Origin of the sequence: Pseudomonas sp. rhizo25 (assembly GCF_031931935.1) — a bacterium.
Taxonomy (GTDB): domain Bacteria; phylum Pseudomonadota; class Gammaproteobacteria; order Pseudomonadales; family Pseudomonadaceae; genus Aquipseudomonas; species Aquipseudomonas synxantha.
On record NZ_JAUJXA010000002.1, the window covers coordinates 544,490 to 563,846 of the forward strand.

Here is a 19,357-nt window from a genome sequence, read left to right on the forward strand (position 1 = left end):
AACAATTTCGAACGAGCACTTTGAGGACAACAATAATGATTATCTACGGTGTGGCATTGCTGGCGATCTGCACGCTTGCAGGCGTGATCATGGGCGACATGCTTGGCGTGTTGCTGGGCGTCAAATCCAACGTAGGCGGCGTGGGGATCGCGATGATCCTGCTGATCTGCGCGCGGTTGTGGATGCAAAAGCGCGGTGGCATGACTAAGGACTGCGAGATGGGCGTGGGCTTCTGGGGCGCCATGTACATCCCGGTGGTGGTGGCGATGGCGGCGCAGCAAAACGTAGTAACGGCGCTGCATGGCGGCCCGGTTGCAGTGCTCGCGGCCATTGGTTCGGTCGTGGTGTGTGGTTGCACCATCGCCTTGATCAGCCGCACCCACAAGGGCGAGCCCTTGCCGCCCGAAGAGCCGCTGATTCTCGTCGCGGGAGGTCGCTGATATGTGGGACCTCATTGAAAAAGGCTTGGAACATAACGGCCTGATTACCGCTTTTGCGTTCGTTGGCGTGGTGATGTGGATTTCCGTGGTGCTGTCCAAGCGCCTGACGTTCGGGCGCATTCATGGCTCGGCGATTGCCATTGTTATCGGCCTGGTCCTGGCTTGGGTCGGCGGCACTCTCACGGGTGGGCAAAAGGGCCTGGCGGACCTTGCGCTGTTTTCCGGGATCGGCCTGATGGGCGGTGCGATGTTGCGTGACTTCGCCATCGTCGCTACGGCGTTCGAAGTGCAAGCCACCGAGGCGCGCAAGGCCGGAATGATCGGCGTGATTGCACTGCTGCTGGGCACGATCCTGCCGTTTATTGTTGGCGCGAGCATGGCCTGGGCCTTTGGTTATCGCGATGCGATCAGCATGACCACTATCGGAGCTGGCGCTGTAACCTACATCGTCGGCCCGGTGACCGGCGCGGCGATTGGCGCGACCTCGGATGTGATGGCGCTGTCGATCGCAACGGGGTTGATCAAGGCGATACTGGTGATGGTTGGCACGCCAGTGGCGGCGCGCTGGATGGGCCTGGATAACCCGCGTTCGGCGATGGTGTTTGGTGGGTTGGCCGGCACCGTGAGTGGCGTGACGGCGGGCCTGGCGGCGACGGATCGGCGGCTGGTACCGTATGGCGCGCTGACGGCGACGTTCCATACCGGGCTTGGGTGTTTGCTTGGCCCTTCGCTGCTGTACTTCATTGTGCGTGGGTTGGTTGGTTAGGTTTGCGGACTGTGGTGTTTGGTCGGGCGCAATCGGGGGCAAGCCCCCGATGGCATTCTCAAGCCTGGCGATTAGCATACATCCGACACTCCGCCAGCAGCGCCAGCAGGTTCGGGTCGCGCTCCTTGGCCTTCAGGAACACCACGCCGATATGCTGCTGCAACCGATAGCGGGGTTGCAGCGGTATCAGCTTCACGCGGTTCTCATACACCGCTGCAATCCGCCCCGGCAGCAGGGCATAACCCACCCCTGAACTGACCATGCTCAGCAGAGTGAAGATGTCGTTCACCTGCATCGCCACCTTCGGCTCGAACCCCGCCTGCTTGAACACCCGATTGCCGTCCTGGTGCGTGGCAAAACCCTGGGTGAGGGTGATGAAGGTGGCGTCGCGCACGTCGGCCAGGTCGATTTCCAGATTGCGATCCAGAGGCGAATCGGCCGGGGTGGCCAGGAAAATGTCATCGCTGAACAGGGCGATCTGCTCACAGTCGGGGTCGTTGGCGTGTTCGTCGAGGGAGATGAGGATCGCGTCGACTTCCATGTTCTTGAGTTTGTAGAGCAGGTCGAAATTGGAGCCGAGGATCAGGTCGATGTTGAGTTCGCTGCGGCGGATCTTCAGGCCCATGATCAGTTGCGGTACGGTTTTTACCGTCAGCGAATACAGCGAGCCGAGCTTGAAACGCTCAGCGGAGAAGCCGGCGGCTTCGCGGGTCAGGCGTACGCTGTCGACCACATCGGCCACCAGTTTTTGTGCGCGTTCTTCAAGCACATAGGCGCTTTCCAGCGGGGTGAGGTTGCGACCTTCGTGTTTGAACAGCGGGCAGCGCAGGGCATTTTCCAAGGAGTGGATGGCGCGATGAACGCTGACGTTGCTGGTTTGCAACTCGGCGGCGGCGCGGGCCAGGTTGCCGGTGCGCATGAACGCCAGGAAGATTTCCAGCTTCTTGAGGGTGAACTCTTCGTCGATCAGCATGGCCGTGGGCTCTTGTTCGATTACCTACAATTGTGCCCGCAAACGCGTGCGCCGTCCTCGGAACGTCACAAGCCGCTTGCACTCTTATGCGCAAGGCTGGACGCTTGCCAGCCTGTTCTTGAAGGTTATGGGGAGGTCGGTGACAGATGTACCACGGGGAACGATTCAACGCCTGGAGCCATTTGCTCGGTGCAGTCGCTGCGTGTATTGGCGCCGTGTGGATGTTGGTGGTGGCGAGCCTGGACGGCAGCCCCTGGAAGATCGTCAGCGTGGCGATCTACGGCTTTACCCTGATGGTGCTGTACAGCGCGTCGACGGTGTACCACAGCGTGCAGGGGCGGCGAAAAGCGATCATGCAGAAGGTCGATCATTTTTCCATCTACCTGTTGATCGCCGGCAGCTATACGCCGTTTTGCCTGGTGACCCTGCGCGGGCCATGGGGCTGGACGCTGTTCGGCATCGTGTGGGGGCTGGCGGTGATCGGCATCCTGCAAGAGATCAAGCCGCGCTCGGAGGCGCGGATTCTGTCCATTGTAATTTATGCCGTGATGGGCTGGATCGTACTCGTGGCAGTCAAGCCGCTGATGGCGGCGCTGGGTACGGCGGGATTCATCTGGTTGGCGTCGGGCGGGGTGTTGTATACCGTCGGTATTATCTTTTTTGCTCTGGAGGATCGCCTGCGCCATTCCCATGGGATCTGGCATCTGTTTGTCATCGGCGGCAGCCTGCTGCATTTCGTGGCGATCATGCATTACGTGCTCTGAATGAAGGGGGCATTCTGAAGGCGCTCGAGCAACTCACGTGCCCGGTTGCCGAAGATATGCAACAGGTCGGCCAACATATGCGGAGGCGGTTCGTTGGCGCGGGTCAGGGCGTACAGGGTGATCGGCAACTGCGGGACAAGCGTGCGAATGCACATCGTCGTCGTGGACGCACCGAGGGCCGTGAAGGGATCAATCACCGTTATTCCCGCACCGGATTCAACCATGGCCCGGGCCAGGGAATAGGTTTGTACGGAAATGCTTATTTGTGGCGGTGGGTCAATATTTTCCAGGTAACTGTCGAGCTTTGCCGCCAACGGATCAGCGCTGGAAAGACCAATCAGCGACGTGTTCGCCAGTTCGGCCAAAGGCAATGGCTTGCTTGATTCAGCCTCAGGCCAGTAAGCCTTGGAGGCCAACGCTACCAGCGCCCCGTTTGCCAGTATCTGGCTGGTGAGCCCCGGGTGGCCGGAGAAATTGAGGGTCAGTGCCAGGTCGATTTCGCGCATCAACAACTGCTGCACCAGCTCGCGGCTATGGTCGCTGGACAGCTCACAGATCATGTCCGGGTAGCTGCGCTTCCACTCAAGGATTGACGGTGGCAGCAGCGACTGTGCCAGCGCCGGGATGGCGCCGATGCGCACGCTTTGTTCAGACGTATGGCGCAAGCTCTTGGCCAGCCGTTGCACTCCTTGCAGGCTCGTTGTGACTTTCTCTACTTCGCTTTCCAAGGCCAGGGCTTCCGGTGTGGGCTGTAACTTGCCACGCACCCTTAGAAACAACGGAAAGCCGAGCTGCAATTCGGCGTGCTGCAGCACCTTGGTCACCGCTGGTTGCGAGACGTGCAGCAACTGCGCGGCGGCGCTGACGGAGCCGGTCTGGCGGATGGCCTGGAAGATTTCGATATGTCGCAGACGCATGGGTTTTCATAACCTTAACTTATAGGTGGCTTACCTTTATTCATTGTTCAACTTTTGTCACTTGAACCTACTCTGGAATTCGTTTCAATCCATGTGAGGTGTCAATATGGCAAGGCGAGTATGTATCATCGGCGGCGGTGTCATCGGGTTGGCGAGTGCCTATGCATGTGTGCGTGCAGGCATGGAAGTCACCTTGGTCGAAGCGCAAAAAAAACTGGGTAATGTCACCAGTTTTGCGAATGGTGGCCAACTGTCCTACCGCTATGTCACCCCCCTTGCTGATGCTGGTGTACCACTCAAGGCGCTTGGCTTTCTGCTGCGCTCGGAGTCTCCCCTGAAGCTCAGGCCCCGGCTGGACCTTTCACAATGGCGCTGGCTCGCCTCTTTCCTCGGCGCCTGCCGCTCCTCGGTCAACCGTACAAACTCCGCACATTTGCTTCGCCTGGCAGCGATGAGCCAGGACGTCCTGAACCGCTGGCGGGTAGAGGACCATCTGGAAGGGTTCAACTGGAAGCGCAATGGGAAACTGCTGACCTTCCGTTCCGATGACAGCTTCGCGCAGGGGCGGCGCAGATTGACTGACCCCCTCCAGCAACAAGTGCTATCGGCCGAAGACTGCCGCAAGCTTGAACCGTCCCTGATGGAGGGGACCTTTGTCGGCGGTATTTACAACCCCAATGAAGAGGTTGCCGATTGCCATGCATTTTGCCAGCAGCTTGGCGGGCATTTGGAGGCATCGGGACGCTGCCGCATTGTCTACGGGCGCAAAGTATTGCGTGTCCATGAGGCGTTTAATACGGCTGTAGCCGTAGAGCTTGAGGACGAAGTCATCCCTGTGGAGAACCTGATCCTGGCAGCCGGTCACAACAGTTCAAGCCTGGGTTTGCCAGGTATGCGTCTACCGCTTTACCCCCTCAAGGGCTACAGCCTCAGCGTGCCCATCGGCGAGCAGCACAATGCCCCGAAGGTCAATGTGACCGATTACGACCGCAGGGCTGTTTATGCCCGGATCGGCGATCAGTTACGTGTCGCCGCCATGGTCGACATGGTGGGTTTCAACAGCGCCCCGGAGCCCAAGCGCCTGGCGGTGATAAAACGCTTGGCCCGCCAGACGTTTCCGATGGGCGGCAACTATGACGCTGCGGTTGAATGGGCAGGGATGCGGCCAGCGACGCCCACCGGCCTGCCACTGATTGGCGCCAGTTCCTATCGCAATCTGTGGCTCAACCTCGGGCATGGCGCTCTTGGCTTCACGCTCGCGTGTGCCAGCGGCCAGTTGCTGGCCGAAATGATTGCAGAGCGGTCGACTTCGATTGACGCACATGTGTTTCTTCCCAAGGCGGCCTGACCTTTGGTTGTTGGAGTGTAAAGAGATGAATAGCGATGCCTGGATAGGCCGGCTGCCGGCTCGACCTATAGCTATAGCCAGCGAGACTACCCTATGCAAAAAACAGCGGTAAACCGTTGCATTTTCAAGGTCTGCATTTTCTCTTCGCTGACGCTGGGACTACCCCTGGCGTCAGCGAGCGAATCCAGCGCAACCTTGAAGAAAATCACTGCCAGCCAGCAAATTTCCGTTGGCTATCGTGATGCGTCAGTGCCGTTCTCGTATATAGGCGATCAGAGCGGCAAGCCGATGGGGTATTCGGTGGACCTCACCCACAGGATCGTCGAGCGCGTCCGGGAACAGGCCGGCCTGAAAAACTTGCGTGTGAATTATCGCCTGGTGACGTCCCAGACCCGGATCCCATTGGTACAGAACGGCACCGTTGACCTGGAGTGTGGCTCCACCGGAGTGACCGCCGAACGGCAGAAGCAGGTGGCATTTTCCTATGGGTTTATCTATGTGAAGGGGCAGTTACTGACGGCCAGGACCAGCGGCATCCACGGACTCTCCGACCTCAAGGGCAAGAACGTGGTGACCACCGCCGGCACCACCAACGAACGCTTCCTCAAACGCTACAACGCCGAGCATCAGAGCAATATGTTCGTGATCAGCGCCAAGGACCACGGCGAAGCGTTCAAGATGCTGGAGACCGGCCGTGCGGTGGCGTTCTATATGGACGATGCGCTGCTCTACGGCGAACGCGCCAAGGCCAGGGACCCACACCATTGGGTGGTCGTGGGCAAGGAGCAATCGCGGGAGATCTACAGCTGCATGGTGCGCAAGGATGACCCACAGTTTCTCGCGGTGGTTAACCAGGCCTTGGGCGACCTTTACCACTCGGGGGCGATCAACGGGATTTACCAGCGCTGGTTCGAGCAGCCGATTCCACCGAATGGCTTGAACCTGGAGTTTCCGATGACCAGTGAGTTGAAGGCGATCATTGCCAGCCCGGTCAGCGACCCGGTGGAGTGATCACCTCATCCACCTTTAGAAGTCGCCCCAGAGTTGCTGCGCAACGCCCAGCGCCACCACCGGCGCGGTTTCGGTACGTAATACTCGCGGCCCCAATCGCGCGGCATGGAAGCCCGCGCCCTGGGCGGTTTCGACTTCTCCATCCGTCAAGCCACCTTCCGGCCCGATCAGGAAAGCCAGCCGCGATGGCTTGGCATGGCTGATCATCGGCTCGGCCACCGGGTGCAGCACCAGCTTCAGGTCGGCCTCGACCTGCTTGAGCCAGTCTGCCAACAGCACCGGCGCATGAATCACCGGCACCGTCGAACGCCCACATTGCTCGCAGGCGCTGATTGCCACTTGGCGCCAGTGCAGCAGACGCTTGTCGGCGCGCTCGTCCTTGAGGCGCACTTCGCAGCGCTCGGTGAAGATCGGCGTGATCGCGTTGACGCCCAGTTCAGTGGCTTTCTGGATCGCCCAATCCATACGCTCGCCCCGGGATAGGCCCTGGCCGAGGTGGACGTGCAGCGGTGATTCGGCCTGGCCGGCAAAGCACTCCGTCAGTTGCACGGTGACGCGCTTTTTACCGACTTCCAGCAAGGTGCCCCGGAACTCCTGGCCAGAACCGTCGAACAATTGCACGGCATCGGCTTCACCCATGCGCAACACACGGCTGATGTAATGCGCCTGGGCTTCGGGCAGTTCATGGTCGCCGAGGCTCAGCGGGGCGTCGGTGAAAAAGCGGGACAGTCTCATTTCTGTTCTCTGAAAAGGTGTATGTAGGCAATCAACCCGGATCACGGAAGCCTGGGTGAAAATCTTTCGGCACTGCCACACTGACTTTGCTGTTAGTGGCGATATCAATCCCCTCGCTGGCCACCTCGGCCAGGAAGTCGATCTGCTCAGGTGTAATCACATAGGGCGGCAGGAAGTACACCACGCTGCCCAACGGCCGCAACAGCGCGCCGCGTTCCAGGGCATGCTCGAAAACCTTCAGGCCACGGCGTTCCTGCCATGGGTAGGCAGTCTTGGTGGCTTTGTCCTGCACCATCTCGATGGCCAGCACCATGCCGGTCTGGCGGACTTCCGCGACATGGGGATGGTCGACCAGGTGCGCGGTGGCGGTCGCCATGCGCTGGGCCAGGGCCTTGTTGTTTTCGATGACGTTGTCTTCTTCAAAGATATCCAGCGTCGCCAAGGCCGCCGCGCACGCCAGCGGGTTGCCGGTGTAGCTGTGGGAATGCAGGAAGGCGCGCAGGGTCGGGTAGTCGTCGTAGAACGCTTCGTAGACATCGTCGGTGGTGACCACGGCGGCCAATGGTAGGTAACCGCCAGTGAGGGCCTTGGACAGGCAAAGGAAGTCAGGGCGGATGCCGGCCTGTTCACAGGCGAACATGCTGCCTGTGCGACCGAAGCCCACGGCGATTTCGTCGTGGATCAGGTGCACGCCGTAGCGGTCGCAGGCTTCGCGCAACAGCTTGAGATACACCGGGTGATACATGCGCATGCCGCCTGCACCCTGAATCAACGGCTCGACGATCACGGCGGCGACGGTCTCGTGGTGGTCGGCCAGGGTCTGTTCCATGGCCAGGAACATGTTGCGCGAATGTTCTTCCCAGCTCATGCCGTCGGGGCGCAGGTAGCAGTCCGGGCTCGGCACCTTGATGGTGTCGAGCAGCAGCGCCTTGTAGGTTTCGGTAAACAGCGGCACGTCGCCCACCGACATCGCGGCGATGGTTTCGCCATGGTAGCTGTTGGTCAGGGTGACGAAGCGCTTCTTGTTTGGCAGGCCGCGGTTGAGCCAGTAGTGAAAGCTCATCTTCAAGGCGACTTCGATGCAGGATGAGCCGTTATCAGCATAGAAGCAGCGCGTCAGGCCCTCAGGTGTCATCTGCACCAGGCGCTCGGACAGCTCGATCACCGGCTGGTGGCTGAAACCGGCGAGGATTACGTGTTCCAGTTGATCGACCTGGTCCTTGATGCGCTGGTTGATGCGCGGGTTGGCGTGGCCAAACACATTGACCCACCAGGAACTGACGGCATCGAGGTAGCGCTTGCCTTCGAAATCTTCCAGCCATACGCCTTCACCGCGCTTGATCGGGATCAGCGGCAGTTGCTGGTGGTCTTTCATCTGGGTGCAGGGATGCCACAGCACCGCGAGGTCGCGTTGCATCCACTGGTTATTCAAGCCCATCGGTGATCTCCTCGAAGCGGTCCTGCGGCCGGCGCAGGCGAAACAATCGCGCAAGCCTATGCAATGGTGGCGCCTGTCACAAGCCATTGTGGGGCAATTGGCGGTAAATGCAGGACGGTCTGTCGCGTTTCTTGGGAATAGTCTTAATCCCTTGTTAATTTATGATACCTAGCCTCTTCATCGTATTTCTCGATATTTCAAAGCGAAATTTTCCGCTTTAATTCGATAGGTAAAACGCTAGTCTTGGGCACAGTTCTTACGGGATTAAGTACATGCAGCTACGCAATTCTCCCGCCCGGTACGGCTGGGTCAGCATGGTTCTACACTGGGGCGTCGCCTTGGTGGTCTTTGGTTTATTCGCATTGGGCCTGTGGATGGTCGGCCTCGACTACTACAGCGCCTGGCGCAAAGATGCACCTGACTTGCACAAGAGCATTGGCATCACGCTGTTTGCCATCATGCTGGTGCGTATCGTCTGGCGTCTGGTCAGCCCGCCGCCACCGCCGCTGGCCAGCTATAGCCGTATGACGCGGATCGGTGCTGCATTTGGCCATGCGTTCCTGTATCTGGGGCTGTTTGCCGTGATGATTGCCGGTTACCTGATTTCCACCGCCGACGGCGTCGGTATTCCGGTGTTTGGTCTGTTTGAAATTCCTGCCGTGGTTTCCGGTCTACCGGACCAGGCAGATACCGCCGGTTGGGTGCACCTGTACCTGGCCTGGGTGTTGGTGGTCTTCGCCGGCTTGCATGGCGTGGCTGCGTTGAAACACCACTTTATCGATCGTGATGCGACCCTGACACGAATGCTGGGGCGCAAAGCCTGATGTTCAACCTCGACTCACAAGGAATAGAAAGCATGTTGAAAAAAACACTCGCTGCTCTGGCAATCGGTTCTGCTCTGCTGTCCGCAGGTTCGGCGATGGCCGCTGACTACGTGATCGACAAGGAAGGCCAGCACGCCTTCGTCGATTTCAAGATCAGCCACCTGGGCTACAGCTACATCACCGGTACCTTCAAGGACCTGGACGGCAAGTTCAGCTTCGACGCTGCCAAGCCAGAAGACGCCAAGATTGAAATGAATGTCCGCACCGCCAGCGTGTTCTCTAACCACGCCGAGCGCGACAAGCATGTCAACAGCGCAGACTTCCTGGATTCGGGCAAATTCCCTGACGCCAAGTTCGTCTCCACCAGTGTCAAGCCAACCGGCAAGAACGCGGATGGCAAGCAGACTGCTGATGTAACGGGCGATCTGACCTTCCATGGCGTAACCAAGCCTATCGTGGTCAAGGCTACGTTCCTGGGCGAAGGCAAGGATCCATGGGGCGGCTACCGTGCCGGCTTTGAAGGCACCACCTCGATCAGCCGTAAAGAGTTCGTTCCGAAGGGCATGGACGTAGGTCCACAGTCCGACGTGGTTCAGCTGTACATCACCTTTGAAGGTGTGAAAGCGAAGTAATGCTCCGTATGTAGGAGCGAGCTTGCTCGCGAAAAACGTAGAGACACCGCGTTTTTTCAGGCTGCCAGCTTTATCGTTGACGACCTTCGCGAGCAAGCACGTTCCTATAGGCAAAAAAAACCCGTATCTCGCGATACGGGTTTTTTTTATGCCTCGCGGTTGCGAGTCAGCAGTGCCGGTTTTTCACCACGAGGACGGCCGGGCAGTTGGTCCAACTGCTCGGGTGTCGGGAAGCGATCAGCTTTCGACTCCTTGTGGATGATCTTCGGCGCCGGGCCACCACGCGGGTTTTGCACCGCTGGCTCGGACAGGCGTGGCTGGTCGTCACGGGCCGGGCGGCGGTTGTTGCTGCGCGAATCTTCGCGACGCGCCTGGCCGTCACGCGGTGCACCATTACGCGGGCCGCTGCGCTTGGCAGGCGGAGTACCGGTGCTGCCGCCGCTGCTGTTGCGCGGGCCGTTCTGGCGACCGCCCTGAGGCTGGCCGCCACGGGGAGCACCCGCACCGGCGCCTTGTGCCGGGGCACCTGGACGACGGCCACGGCCCTGGGCCGGCTTGGCCTGGGGCACGTAGTCGACGCGGTTACCAAAGTTATCCACATCGTCGTCGAGGAACTCGTCCGGGGCACGGTCAGCGGCGGCGCGTGGCGGCTGGCTCGGCTGGCGCTGTTCGCGGGCCGGGGTGCCTTCACGTGGCTTTTGCTCACGGGCCGGGCGTTCACCTCGGCTGCTGGTGGCGGACTTTTCCTTGCCCTTGTCCTTGCCTTTGTCGCGACGACCACCGCCACCACCGCCGCCGTTCGGGCCATCGCCCTTCGGACCGCGTGGGTTGCGCGGGTTACGCACATCTGGACGCTCGCGGGCTTCAGGTTTCTCGGCCTCCACGGCGCTGGCATCGAAGCCCATCAGGTCGCCGTCGGCGATCTTCTGCTTGGTCATGCGCTCGATGCTTTTAAGCAGTTTTTCTTCGTCCGGCGCGACCAGGGAAATAGCCTCGCCCGAACGACCGGCGCGGCCAGTACGGCCGATACGGTGCACATAGTCTTCATCGACGTTGGGCAACTCGAAGTTGACCACGTGTGGCAACTGGTCGATATCCAGGCCGCGGGCGGCGATATCGGTGGCGACCAGGATACGTACTGAGCCGGCCTTGAAATCTGCCAGGGCCTTGGTGCGTGCGTTCTGGCTCTTGTTACCGTGGATGGCTACGGCAGTGAGCCCGTGTTTGTCCAGGTACTCGGCCAGGCGGTTGGCGCCGTGCTTGGTGCGGGTGAAGACCAGCACCTGTTCCCACGCGCCGTGGGTGATCAGGTGTGCCAACAGCGAGCGCTTGTGGCTGGCGGCCAGGCGGAATACGCGTTGCTCGATACGCTCGACCGTGGTGTTCGGCGGCGTGACCTCGATGCGTTCCGGGTTATGCAGCAGCTTGCCGGCCAGGGCGGTGATGTCCTGGGAGAACGTCGCCGAGAACAGCAGGTTTTGACGTTTGGCTGGCAGGCGGGCGAGGACCTTCTTCACGTCATGGACAAAGCCCATGTCGAGCATGCGGTCGGCTTCGTCCAGCACGAGGATTTCCACGTGGGACAAATCGACGCTGCCTTGGCCGCAAAGGTCGAGCAAACGACCGGGGCAGGCCACCAGCACGTCGACGCCACGGGACATGGCCTGAACCTGGGGGTTCATGCCGACGCCGCCGAAGATGCAGGCGCTGACGAACTTCAAGTCGCGGGCATACAGCTTGAAGCTGTCATGCACTTGGGCGGCGAGTTCGCGGGTTGGGGTCAGGACCAGTACGCGCGGTTGGCGCGGGCCATGACGCTGGGATTTGTCCGGGTGACCGTTGGGAAACAACCGCTCCAGGATCGGGAGGGCGAAACCGCCGGTTTTACCAGTACCTGTCTGAGCCGCGACCATCAGGTCGCGACCTTGCAACACGGCGGGAATGGCCCGCTGTTGCACCGGAGTAGGCTCGGTATAGCCCGCTGCCTCGATGGCGCGGACTAAAGCCTCGGAGAGACCGAGGGAAGCAAAGGACATGAGTAATCCTGTTTTAGTTAGGGCTTGGCCCAAAGGGATAATCTTGCCGGGCGTGAATGGCGCTTAGGGGAGCGCAATCCCGTCCGGTCCTGCTGCGTCTGGCGGGCACGCCACCGGCTCGCGCGGGCTGCAAAGCTGCGCAGTAGCTGGGTTGGGTGCCTTTTTCAAGACCCGAGCGGCCGGGCGTAAGCCTGGCGGAAAGGCCGGAGTATAACAGAGCAATCACGGCGCGCTGCTTTCCTGCTGCTCAACGGCACGTCCTGACGCTGATATAGGCGCCGTTTGTGGGTGCATTCCACCATATTTGGCGCTCAAGGCGGCATAGGCCGGCTCTTGCTTGAAGCGCTTGAGCTCGGCGGCAAAGCGTTGTACCAGCAGGTCCATGCCCGCGCCGCGCCGCACCGCGAGAAATTGCGGCTGGCGGCTGACCAACACCGACGCCTGGCTGACCTTGCCCTCAAGGCCCAGTGCCTTGATCACGTGTTGCCCCACCCGTCGGTCAGTAACCACCATATCGATGCGCCCGAGCATGAGCTTGCCGAAATTGGCTTCATGGCTGGGTGCGGGCTCACGCTCAAAGGCGTTGGACTCGCTGAATGCATCGCCATAGAGGTAGCCGGGGGAAACACCGACGGTCAGGCCACGCAGGTCATCGAGGGTTTCGGCAGGATGCGCGCGTTCGTTGGCGTAGAACAGTACGAATTCAACGTCCGACAATGGCTCGCCGGGGTAGAGCAGCAGGGCGTCACGGTCGTGGCTGTGGAAAATATCCAGCGCGCCGTCGGCGTGGCCCTGATCGAGCATCGCCAGGCAGCGCTTCCAGGGCAGGAACTGCCATTGCACCTCGACGCCCAGGCGCTGGAACACGATCACGGTGGTTTCATAGTCCAGGCCAGCCATGCGGCCGTGGTCGTCGTAGACGTAGGGGGCCCAGGGCTCGGTGACAATGCGCAATTTCTCGCCATTAGCGGCCAGGCTCAGGCAAGCAAAAAGCGCAGCGATCAACAGCTTGAAAATGACGGGCATGCCCTCAGGTTACGACGCTCATGGGCGAAAGAGAAGCTCTGGCACGCGTATTGGCGGACGCTCCTATTTCGCCGGAGCGTCCAGCAGGTGTTCGTGGATCGCGGCGCGGCGCTCACCCAGAATCAGGCGCACCACGGGGTTGGCGAACCAGTGTTCCAGCTGGTGGGCATCGATCGGGCGCTTCTGGCGTTCCTCCTGGTTTTGTCGGGCCTTATCCCACCACACCGGACCGCAGGCCTGGTCGAACTCGTTTTCGTGTTCGTAGCAACCGTAAAGAATTTCGCGGATGAACTGTTGCTGGTGCTTGGGCAGCAACAGGGTGATGAGCTTGTACATCAAGCGCTGCAAGCGTGGCGGGCGCGGCAGGTGCGAGGACACCTGCCGCGTGTCGGCCAGGGCTTGTGCACTGGTAGGGGCGCTGGCGTGCTTGGCGATCCACGCCTTGACCTTGGCCCGGAACAACTGCTTGCGGCTCCAGTAATGATGGATCAGGTCCGGGCACTCGCGCACGTTGACGGTGCGATAGGCGGCGATGGACAGGCAGAACTCTTCCAGGGTGTACGCGCCCTGGGCATGGGGGAACAGCTCATCCATCAATTCGATAGAGCGATCAAGGATGTGCGCATCCTGCTGGGTCAGGCCCATGACGCCGGAATTGAGGGTCATCATGTCATCGTCGGCCACGCCCATATCCAGCAGGCGCTGGCGCAGAGCAGTGTAGAGGATGCTTTCGTGATTATCGCCGTACTTGGTGTAGAAGGCATTGCACAGCAGGGTGCCGGGCTGGACGCGTTCGAACAGCGTCATGGGAGAATGGTGGAAGAAGGTGTCGGTGTCGATCAGCAGCGCCACCGGAGACTCTTGCAACACCTGGCGCAGCACCACGTGTTTGGTGCGGAAGTGATAGCCGTGGGGCTCGCTCCAGCGTTTGCGGGTGGCCTCGTCGAGAGGACGCACGCGCACCGGCAGCAGGCGATAAGGCTCGGGGTTGTCGCTGAATACCTGAATGTCTATGTTCGCGTCCGTAGTCTCCTGCAGGAACGCAAGTGCGCTGGCGATGCTGAATACCGCCTCCTGGTGGTAGGTCTCGGCACCGAAGACCAGGTAGATCAGCTGCGGACGGGAAGGCGAGGACACTGTATTCATGGACTACGGGGTTCCGTGGGTAACGTAAAACGACAAAGGCCCTCGTCTGGACGAGGGCCTTGGCACAACTGCACAAGCCTTAGCGTGGCAGCTTGAGGTTGTTCCAAATGGCAAGGCTGGGTTCAGCCTGGTTCAGGGTATAGAAATGCAACCCTGGCGCGCCACCTTGCAACAATTGCTCACACATCTCGGTGATGACCTGCTCGCCGAACGCCTGGATGCTTTTTACGTCGTCGCCATAAGCTTCCAGTTGTTTGCGCACCCAGCGTGGGATCTCGGCGCCGCAGGCGTCGGAAAAGCGCGCCAGCTTGCTGTAGTTGGTGATTGGCATGATGCCCGGCACGATCGGAATATTCACGCCCATCGCCTGCACGCGCTCGACGAAGTAAAAATAACTGTCGGCGTTGAAGAAGTACTGGGTAATCGCACTGTTGGCGCCGGCATTGGCTTTGCGCACGAAATTCTGCAAATCGTCTTCGAAATTGCGCGCCTGGGGATGCATTTCCGGATAAGCGGCCACTTCGATATGGAAGTGATCGCCGCTTTCTTCGCGGATGAAGCTCACCAGCTCGTTGGCGTAGCGCAGCTCGCCACTGGCCATGCCCATACCGGAAGGCAGGTCGCCACGCAGGGCGACGATACGCTGGATGCCGGCTTGCTGGTAATGGGTCAGCAGGCCGCGCAAGTCGTCCTTGCTGTCGCCCACGCACGACAAGTGCGGAGCGGCGGGAACTTTGACTTGGCTTTCCAGCTGCAGCACGGTGTTGATCGTGCGGTCGCGGGTCGAACCGCCGGCGCCGTAGGTGCAGGAGAAGAAGTCGGGGTTGTAGCTGGCCAGCACCTTGGCAGTGGCCATCAGCTTTTCATGCCCAGCATCGGTCTTGGTCGGGAAGAACTCGAAGCTGTAGCGACGGTCTTGGGACATAGTAATACCCTTGGAAACTCAGAAGCCGACTGTGCAACCCATCTGCACTGTAGGAGCGAGCTTGCTCGCGAAGAACGTCAACGATAACGCGTAGAAACAGGATGTACGCGGTGTCCTTGAGTTTTTCGCGAGCAAGCTCGCTCCTACAGGTAGAGCAGATTGGGCTGATTACTTAGTAGCGGTAAGCGTGCGGCTTGAACGGGCCTTCAACCGTCACGCCGATGTAGTCGGCCTGGGTCTTGGTCAGTTGAGTCACCACGCCACCGAAGCCGCGGACCATTTCCAGGGCCACTTCTTCGTCGAGTTTCTTCGGCAGTACTTCCACGGTCAGGCGCTCGGCTTTCTGGGCTGGCGACAGGTCGGCGTATTTCTGTTGGAATAGGAAGATCTGCGCCAGTACCTGGTTGGCGAACGAGCCGTCCATGATGCGGCTTGGGTGACCAGTGGCGTTGCCCAGGTTAACCAGGCGGCCTTCGGCCAGCAGGATCAGGTAGTCATCGTTCTGCGGGTCGAACTGACCGGCACCGGTACGGTGAACCTTGTGAACCTGCGGCTTCACTTCTTCCCATGCCCAGTTCTTGCGCATGAAGGCGGTGTCGATCTCGTTGTCGAAGTGACCGATGTTGCACACTACGGCGCGCTTTTTCAGGGCCTTGAGCATGTTCGCATCGCACACGTTCACGTTACCGGTGGTGGTGACGATCAGGTCGATCTTGCCCAGCAGGGCTTTGTCGATGCTTGCTTCAGTGCCGTCGTTGATACCGTCGATGAACGGTGAAACCACTTCGAAACCATCCATGCAGGCTTGCATGGCGCAGATCGGGTCGACTTCGGAAACCTTGACGATCATGCCTTCCTGGCGCAGGGACTGGGACGAACCCTTGCCCACGTCACCGTAGCCGATCACCAGGGCTTGCTTGCCCGACAGCAGGTGGTCGGTGCCGCGCTTGATCGCATCGTTCAGGCTGTGACGGCAACCGTACTTGTTGTCGTTCTTGCTCTTGGTCACCGAGTCGTTGACGTTGATGGCCGGGATTTTCAGCTCGCCCTTGGCCAGCATGTCCAGCAGGCGGTGTACGCCGGTGGTGGTTTCTTCGGTCACGCCGTGGACGCGGTCGAGGATCTGCGGGTACTTCTTGTGCAACAGCTCGGTCAAGTCACCGCCGTCGTCGAGGATCATGTTGGCATCCCATGGCGCGCCATCCTTGAGGATGGTTTGCTCCAGGCACCATTCGTACTCTTCTTCGGTCTCGCCCTTCCAGGCAAATACCGGGATACCGGCGGCAGCGATAGCGGCAGCGGCCTGGTCTTGAGTCGAGAAGATGTTGCAGGACGACCAACGCACTTCGGCGCCCAGGGCAACCAGGGTCTCGATCAGTACGGCGGTCTGGATGGTCATGTGGATGCAGCCGAGGATCTTCGCGCCCTTGAGCGGTTGCTCGGCGGCGTACTTGCGACGCAGGCCCATCAGGGCAGGCATTTCGGATTCGGCGATAAAGGTTTCGCGACGGCCCCAGGCAGCGAGGGACATATCGGCGACTTTGTAGTCGGTGAAATCTGCAGGCGTGATGACAGCGCTCATGAAGAGCCTCCATTCGTAGTGTGCGAATGGGCGCCGTTGTGCGTTTAGTATCAGGCCAGGGCAACCAGGCCGGACAACGCCCCATCCGAGCCTGACAGGTTGAACCTGCTGCAGCGCCCCTCGGACAGGTGGCGGGAGAACGGTATCAATCGAAGATGACCGTTTTGAAGCGGGAGCGATTATAGCCGTGTACGACACACTTCCCAAGCCTTTCTGTCGGCGGCATGAAGATCGCTCATGGGGGTGATAGGCAATGGTTCATAGAGCTTGGGTCCGCGCTCTGCCATGATGTTGCCCATCATTTCGCAAGACGCTTTGGAGTGACCATGAACTTCCACACCCGCAAATGGGTAAAACCCGAAGACCTCAACCCCAACGGCACCCTGTTCGGCGGCAGCCTGCTGCGCTGGATCGATGAGGAGGCGGCCATCTACGCGATTGTCCAGCTCGGCAACCAGCGCGTGGTGACCAAGTACATCTCCGAAATCAACTTTGTCAGCGCCTCGCGCCAGGGCGACATTATCGAGCTGGGCATCACCGCTACAGAGTTTGGCCGCACCTCGATCACCCTGACTTGTGAGGTGCGCAACAAGATCACCCGCAAAAGCATCCTGACCGTGGAAAAATTGGTCTTCGTCAACCTGGGCGAAGACGGCTTGCCAGCGCCTCACGGCCGTACCGAAATCAAGTACGTGAAGGACCAGTTCAAGGACGACGGTCTCTCTGAGTAACAACTGCACGGCATGATTTGCGTTACCGGATTCTTCCGCATGGATCTTCCCGAGACTCTCTCATCACTCAGGCCTACACCCTGTAGAGAGAGCCTCGTGTATGAATGTCTCCAATTCCGTTGTACAGAATCAGCCACTATTACCTCAAAACCTCGATCAAGAGGTGAAGACGCCGTTGGTCAAAGGCGTGGGCGAAAGCAAGGTAAGCGTTTTTCGCCACGGCGACGGGCGTGTGGAGGTCGCACTGTCACCGCCGCCCCCGGCACATCTGGTGCTCAGTGGTGGTGGTGCCAAGGGCATCGCCTTCCCGGGGATGGTGCAGGCCCTTGAAGAGGCCGACAAACTGAAAGACATCAAGGTGGTTTCCGGCTCATCTGCCGGTGCTATCTCTGCAGCGGTGCTCGCCAGTGGCATGGACGCCAAGGCATTCACCGAGTTGTCGAACAACCTCGATCTGCCCAGCTTGCTCAACAGCAAAAACCCCGTCCTGGCCTGGTTGCAGGGTGTCAGTTCCCAGCTTGGCAAACTCGCCAGCAAGCTGCCTGGCCCGGTGGGTAATATTTCTCAACTGTTGCTGACCATGTTGCCGCGCCTGCAAAGCGAGGCACAGCCACTGGAGGAATTGATCCGCGATCAGTCGCGTCAATCAATACTCGCCCATATCGCGGACATACCCGAGGCCAAACGACCGACTGAAGTCACGGAAATCGCCAACCGGCTCAGCGCAGGAGCAGGGCCTACCTTTCGCGATCTGGAGGTGTTGAGTCGCCATATCCCGGCGATCAAGCAGCTCAACATCACGGGTACTGGCATGTTCGATGGCCGCCCGCAATTGGTGGTGTTCAATGCCAGCTTGACGCCGGATATGGATATTGCTCGTGCTGCGCATATTTCGGGTGCACTGCCGGGCCTGTTCAGCAGCCCATCCGAACAAGGCCATGGGTTCCAGGCCGAAGCTGAAATCACGGCTTTTCAGGATGGTGGACTGTTGCTCAATACGCCGGCTTCCGGGGTTATCGAACGTTCTTTCCCGGAGAGTCCCCTAAGCAAGGACGAAACGCTGATCGTAAAATTCGAGTCTGAAAAAACCGCTGATTCGTCCAACAGCGGAAGCTTTTTCAGTTTTCTGGGCGACACCTTCACGGGGGCACCGCATACCGCTGCAGAAGCCTACCAGGACGACCGGCTCAAAGCGTTCGAAGATCAATCGATAACCTTGCCGCTGAATTCGGAAAAAGGTGATTTTCGCGGCCTGCTTAATGGCACTGTCAACTTCACCATGACCCCTGAGCAGAAACTGCATCTGCAGGCCAAGGCTCACCAGGCGGTGTCGGGGCACCTGGAAAAGCGCGAGCTGGTGCGTGAACGTCATGAGTTCGCCTCCCTGGACGATGCTGTGATGGCGATGGATGATCAAATGCTCGCCGGCGTGCAGGATGAGCTGCAGAAGGATCCGGCCGGCGCGGATGCGCTTCGGTTTCGCCAGCAGGCACAACAGGCTTTGCAAGCGCTGGACGCTGCGATCAGCGAAGCTAATCAAACCAGCACATCGCTGGTGATTACGCCGAAGTTGGCCTCGGCGCTACGCAACTTGGATGCCCTGGCCAGCAGGCCCGAGCATATCGATTGGCTGGGCAAGCGCTTGAATGCGCCGGGTCATCGTAATTTCCAGCAGTTGTTGCAGGTGGGCGCCAAACTGGCGTCGAGCAATTCTTCGAGCCTGTCCAAGGTGTTGAGCAGCGCCGTTACTGAAATGCAAAGACGGGATGTCGGAGTGAAGGGCGAGAATTTTACCAGGGAGGTCATTTACCCGTCGTTGTACCTTCCCGGCCAGCCGCCCGCCAATGTTGAGTTGTTGCAGCGCGCGGCGCGAGACCTGCGCGACGCAACCACACCGGCTGACTTCAACAGCGTGCTCAACGGCATCATCAAATACTATCAACCCCACGATAAGCCCTGGAGCACACTGGTCAGTTCCCCTGCGGTAGAACAGGCAAAGGCCTGGCTTATTCCGGTTTAGCTGCCGAGCCATTGAACAGCCATCGTTGCGGCAGGTCGTAGTT

Annotated in this window: 18 protein-coding genes and 1 riboswitch; of the genes, 9 read left to right on the top strand and 9 right to left on the bottom strand. The window is 59.8% G+C overall.

Annotation, left to right across the window (positions count from 1 at the left end; translation table 11 throughout):
* Nucleotides 1-35: 35 nt before the first annotated feature.
* On the top strand, nucleotides 36-440 hold the full coding sequence (madL, locus tag QZR30_RS06160) for a malonate transporter subunit MadL (RefSeq protein WP_046069910.1): 405 nt from the start codon (nucleotides 36-38) through the stop codon (nucleotides 438-440).
* Nucleotide 441: 1 nt separating this feature from the next.
* Entirely contained in the window at nucleotides 442-1,206 is a 765-nt protein-coding gene (madM, locus tag QZR30_RS06165; protein WP_046069909.1) for a malonate transporter subunit MadM, read from the top strand.
* 58 nt (nucleotides 1,207-1,264) lie between these two features.
* Here madM and QZR30_RS06170 read toward each other — a convergent pair whose 3' ends face one another.
* Nucleotides 1,265-2,179, bottom strand: coding sequence for a LysR family transcriptional regulator (locus QZR30_RS06170; RefSeq protein WP_046069908.1), 915 nt, complete (start codon nucleotides 2,177-2,179; stop codon nucleotides 1,265-1,267).
* A gap of 146 nt (nucleotides 2,180-2,325) precedes the next feature.
* On the opposite strand from QZR30_RS06170, the gene trhA reads away from it, so the two are divergent.
* Nucleotides 2,326-2,943, top strand: coding sequence for a PAQR family membrane homeostasis protein TrhA (trhA, locus tag QZR30_RS06175; protein WP_046069907.1), 618 nt, complete (start codon nucleotides 2,326-2,328; stop codon nucleotides 2,941-2,943).
* Here trhA and QZR30_RS06180 read toward each other — a convergent pair.
* A complete protein-coding gene (locus tag QZR30_RS06180; protein ID WP_046069906.1) occupies nucleotides 2,931-3,860 on the bottom strand; it encodes a LysR family transcriptional regulator in 930 nt (309 codons plus the stop codon). The genes trhA and QZR30_RS06180 overlap by 13 nt on opposite strands.
* A 106-nt stretch (nucleotides 3,861-3,966) precedes the next feature.
* Here QZR30_RS06180 and QZR30_RS06185 point away from each other — a divergent pair, with 106 nt between their 5' ends.
* Both QZR30_RS06185 and QZR30_RS06190 read left to right on the top strand, forming a co-directional pair.
* Nucleotides 3,967-5,208, top strand: coding sequence for a D-amino acid dehydrogenase (locus tag QZR30_RS06185; RefSeq protein ID WP_056846951.1), 1,242 nt, complete (start codon nucleotides 3,967-3,969; stop codon nucleotides 5,206-5,208).
* Nucleotides 5,209-5,301: 93 nt separating this feature from the next.
* Complete coding sequence (locus tag QZR30_RS06190; protein WP_068965663.1) at nucleotides 5,302-6,219, top strand: transporter substrate-binding domain-containing protein; 918 nt, start codon at nucleotides 5,302-5,304, stop codon at nucleotides 6,217-6,219.
* Nucleotides 6,220-6,234: 15 nt separating this feature from the next.
* Here QZR30_RS06190 and QZR30_RS06195 read toward each other — a convergent pair whose 3' ends face one another.
* Both QZR30_RS06195 and QZR30_RS06200 read right to left on the bottom strand, forming a co-directional pair.
* Nucleotides 6,235-6,954 (bottom strand): 16S rRNA (uracil(1498)-N(3))-methyltransferase, encoded by a 720-nt coding sequence (locus QZR30_RS06195; protein WP_046069903.1) that lies wholly within the window; start codon nucleotides 6,952-6,954, stop codon nucleotides 6,235-6,237.
* A gap of 31 nt (nucleotides 6,955-6,985) precedes the next feature.
* Nucleotides 6,986-8,392, bottom strand: a complete 1,407-nt coding sequence (locus tag QZR30_RS06200; protein ID WP_046069902.1) for an adenosylmethionine--8-amino-7-oxononanoate transaminase — start codon at nucleotides 8,390-8,392, stop codon at nucleotides 6,986-6,988.
* A gap of 272 nt (nucleotides 8,393-8,664) precedes the next feature.
* Between QZR30_RS06200 and QZR30_RS06205 the strand changes: the two genes are divergently transcribed.
* Both QZR30_RS06205 and QZR30_RS06210 read left to right on the top strand, forming a co-directional pair.
* Nucleotides 8,665-9,216: a cytochrome b gene (locus QZR30_RS06205; RefSeq protein ID WP_032878972.1), complete on the top strand. Its 552-nt coding sequence runs from the start codon at nucleotides 8,665-8,667 to the stop codon at nucleotides 9,214-9,216.
* 32 nt (nucleotides 9,217-9,248) lie between these two features.
* Nucleotides 9,249-9,848, top strand: coding sequence for a YceI family protein (locus tag QZR30_RS06210; RefSeq protein WP_043046234.1), 600 nt, complete (start codon nucleotides 9,249-9,251; stop codon nucleotides 9,846-9,848).
* 146 nt (nucleotides 9,849-9,994) lie between these two features.
* Here QZR30_RS06210 and QZR30_RS06220 read toward each other — a convergent pair whose 3' ends face one another.
* From QZR30_RS06220 to ahcY, 5 genes are all read right to left on the bottom strand, one after another.
* Nucleotides 9,995-11,884, bottom strand: a complete 1,890-nt coding sequence (locus tag QZR30_RS06220; protein WP_046069901.1) for a DEAD/DEAH box helicase — start codon at nucleotides 11,882-11,884, stop codon at nucleotides 9,995-9,997.
* 222 nt (nucleotides 11,885-12,106) lie between these two features.
* Nucleotides 12,107-12,910: a substrate-binding periplasmic protein gene (locus QZR30_RS06225; protein ID WP_274356725.1), complete on the bottom strand. Its 804-nt coding sequence runs from the start codon at nucleotides 12,908-12,910 to the stop codon at nucleotides 12,107-12,109.
* 63 nt (nucleotides 12,911-12,973) lie between these two features.
* Entirely contained in the window at nucleotides 12,974-14,056 is a 1,083-nt protein-coding gene (locus tag QZR30_RS06230) for a hypothetical protein (RefSeq protein ID WP_311903059.1), read from the bottom strand.
* Between the two features lie 79 nt (nucleotides 14,057-14,135).
* The gene (gene metF / locus QZR30_RS06235; RefSeq protein ID WP_046069898.1) at nucleotides 14,136-14,981 is read right to left on the bottom strand and encodes a methylenetetrahydrofolate reductase [NAD(P)H]; all 846 of its coding nucleotides are present in this window, start codon (nucleotides 14,979-14,981) and stop codon (nucleotides 14,136-14,138) included.
* 172 nt (nucleotides 14,982-15,153) lie between these two features.
* Nucleotides 15,154-16,563, bottom strand: a complete 1,410-nt coding sequence (ahcY, locus tag QZR30_RS06240; RefSeq protein WP_043046226.1) for an adenosylhomocysteinase — start codon at nucleotides 16,561-16,563, stop codon at nucleotides 15,154-15,156.
* A 21-nt stretch (nucleotides 16,564-16,584) separates the two neighbouring features.
* A riboswitch (S-adenosyl-L-homocysteine riboswitch) is annotated at nucleotides 16,585-16,691 on the bottom strand.
* A 198-nt stretch (nucleotides 16,692-16,889) separates the two neighbouring features.
* Here ahcY and QZR30_RS06245 point away from each other — a divergent pair.
* Nucleotides 16,890-17,294: an acyl-CoA thioesterase gene (locus tag QZR30_RS06245; RefSeq protein WP_046069897.1), complete on the top strand. Its 405-nt coding sequence runs from the start codon at nucleotides 16,890-16,892 to the stop codon at nucleotides 17,292-17,294.
* A gap of 100 nt (nucleotides 17,295-17,394) precedes the next feature.
* A complete protein-coding gene (locus QZR30_RS06250; RefSeq protein WP_068965657.1) occupies nucleotides 17,395-19,314 on the top strand; it encodes a patatin-like phospholipase family protein in 1,920 nt (639 codons plus the stop codon).
* Nucleotides 19,315-19,357 lie beyond the last annotated feature (43 nt).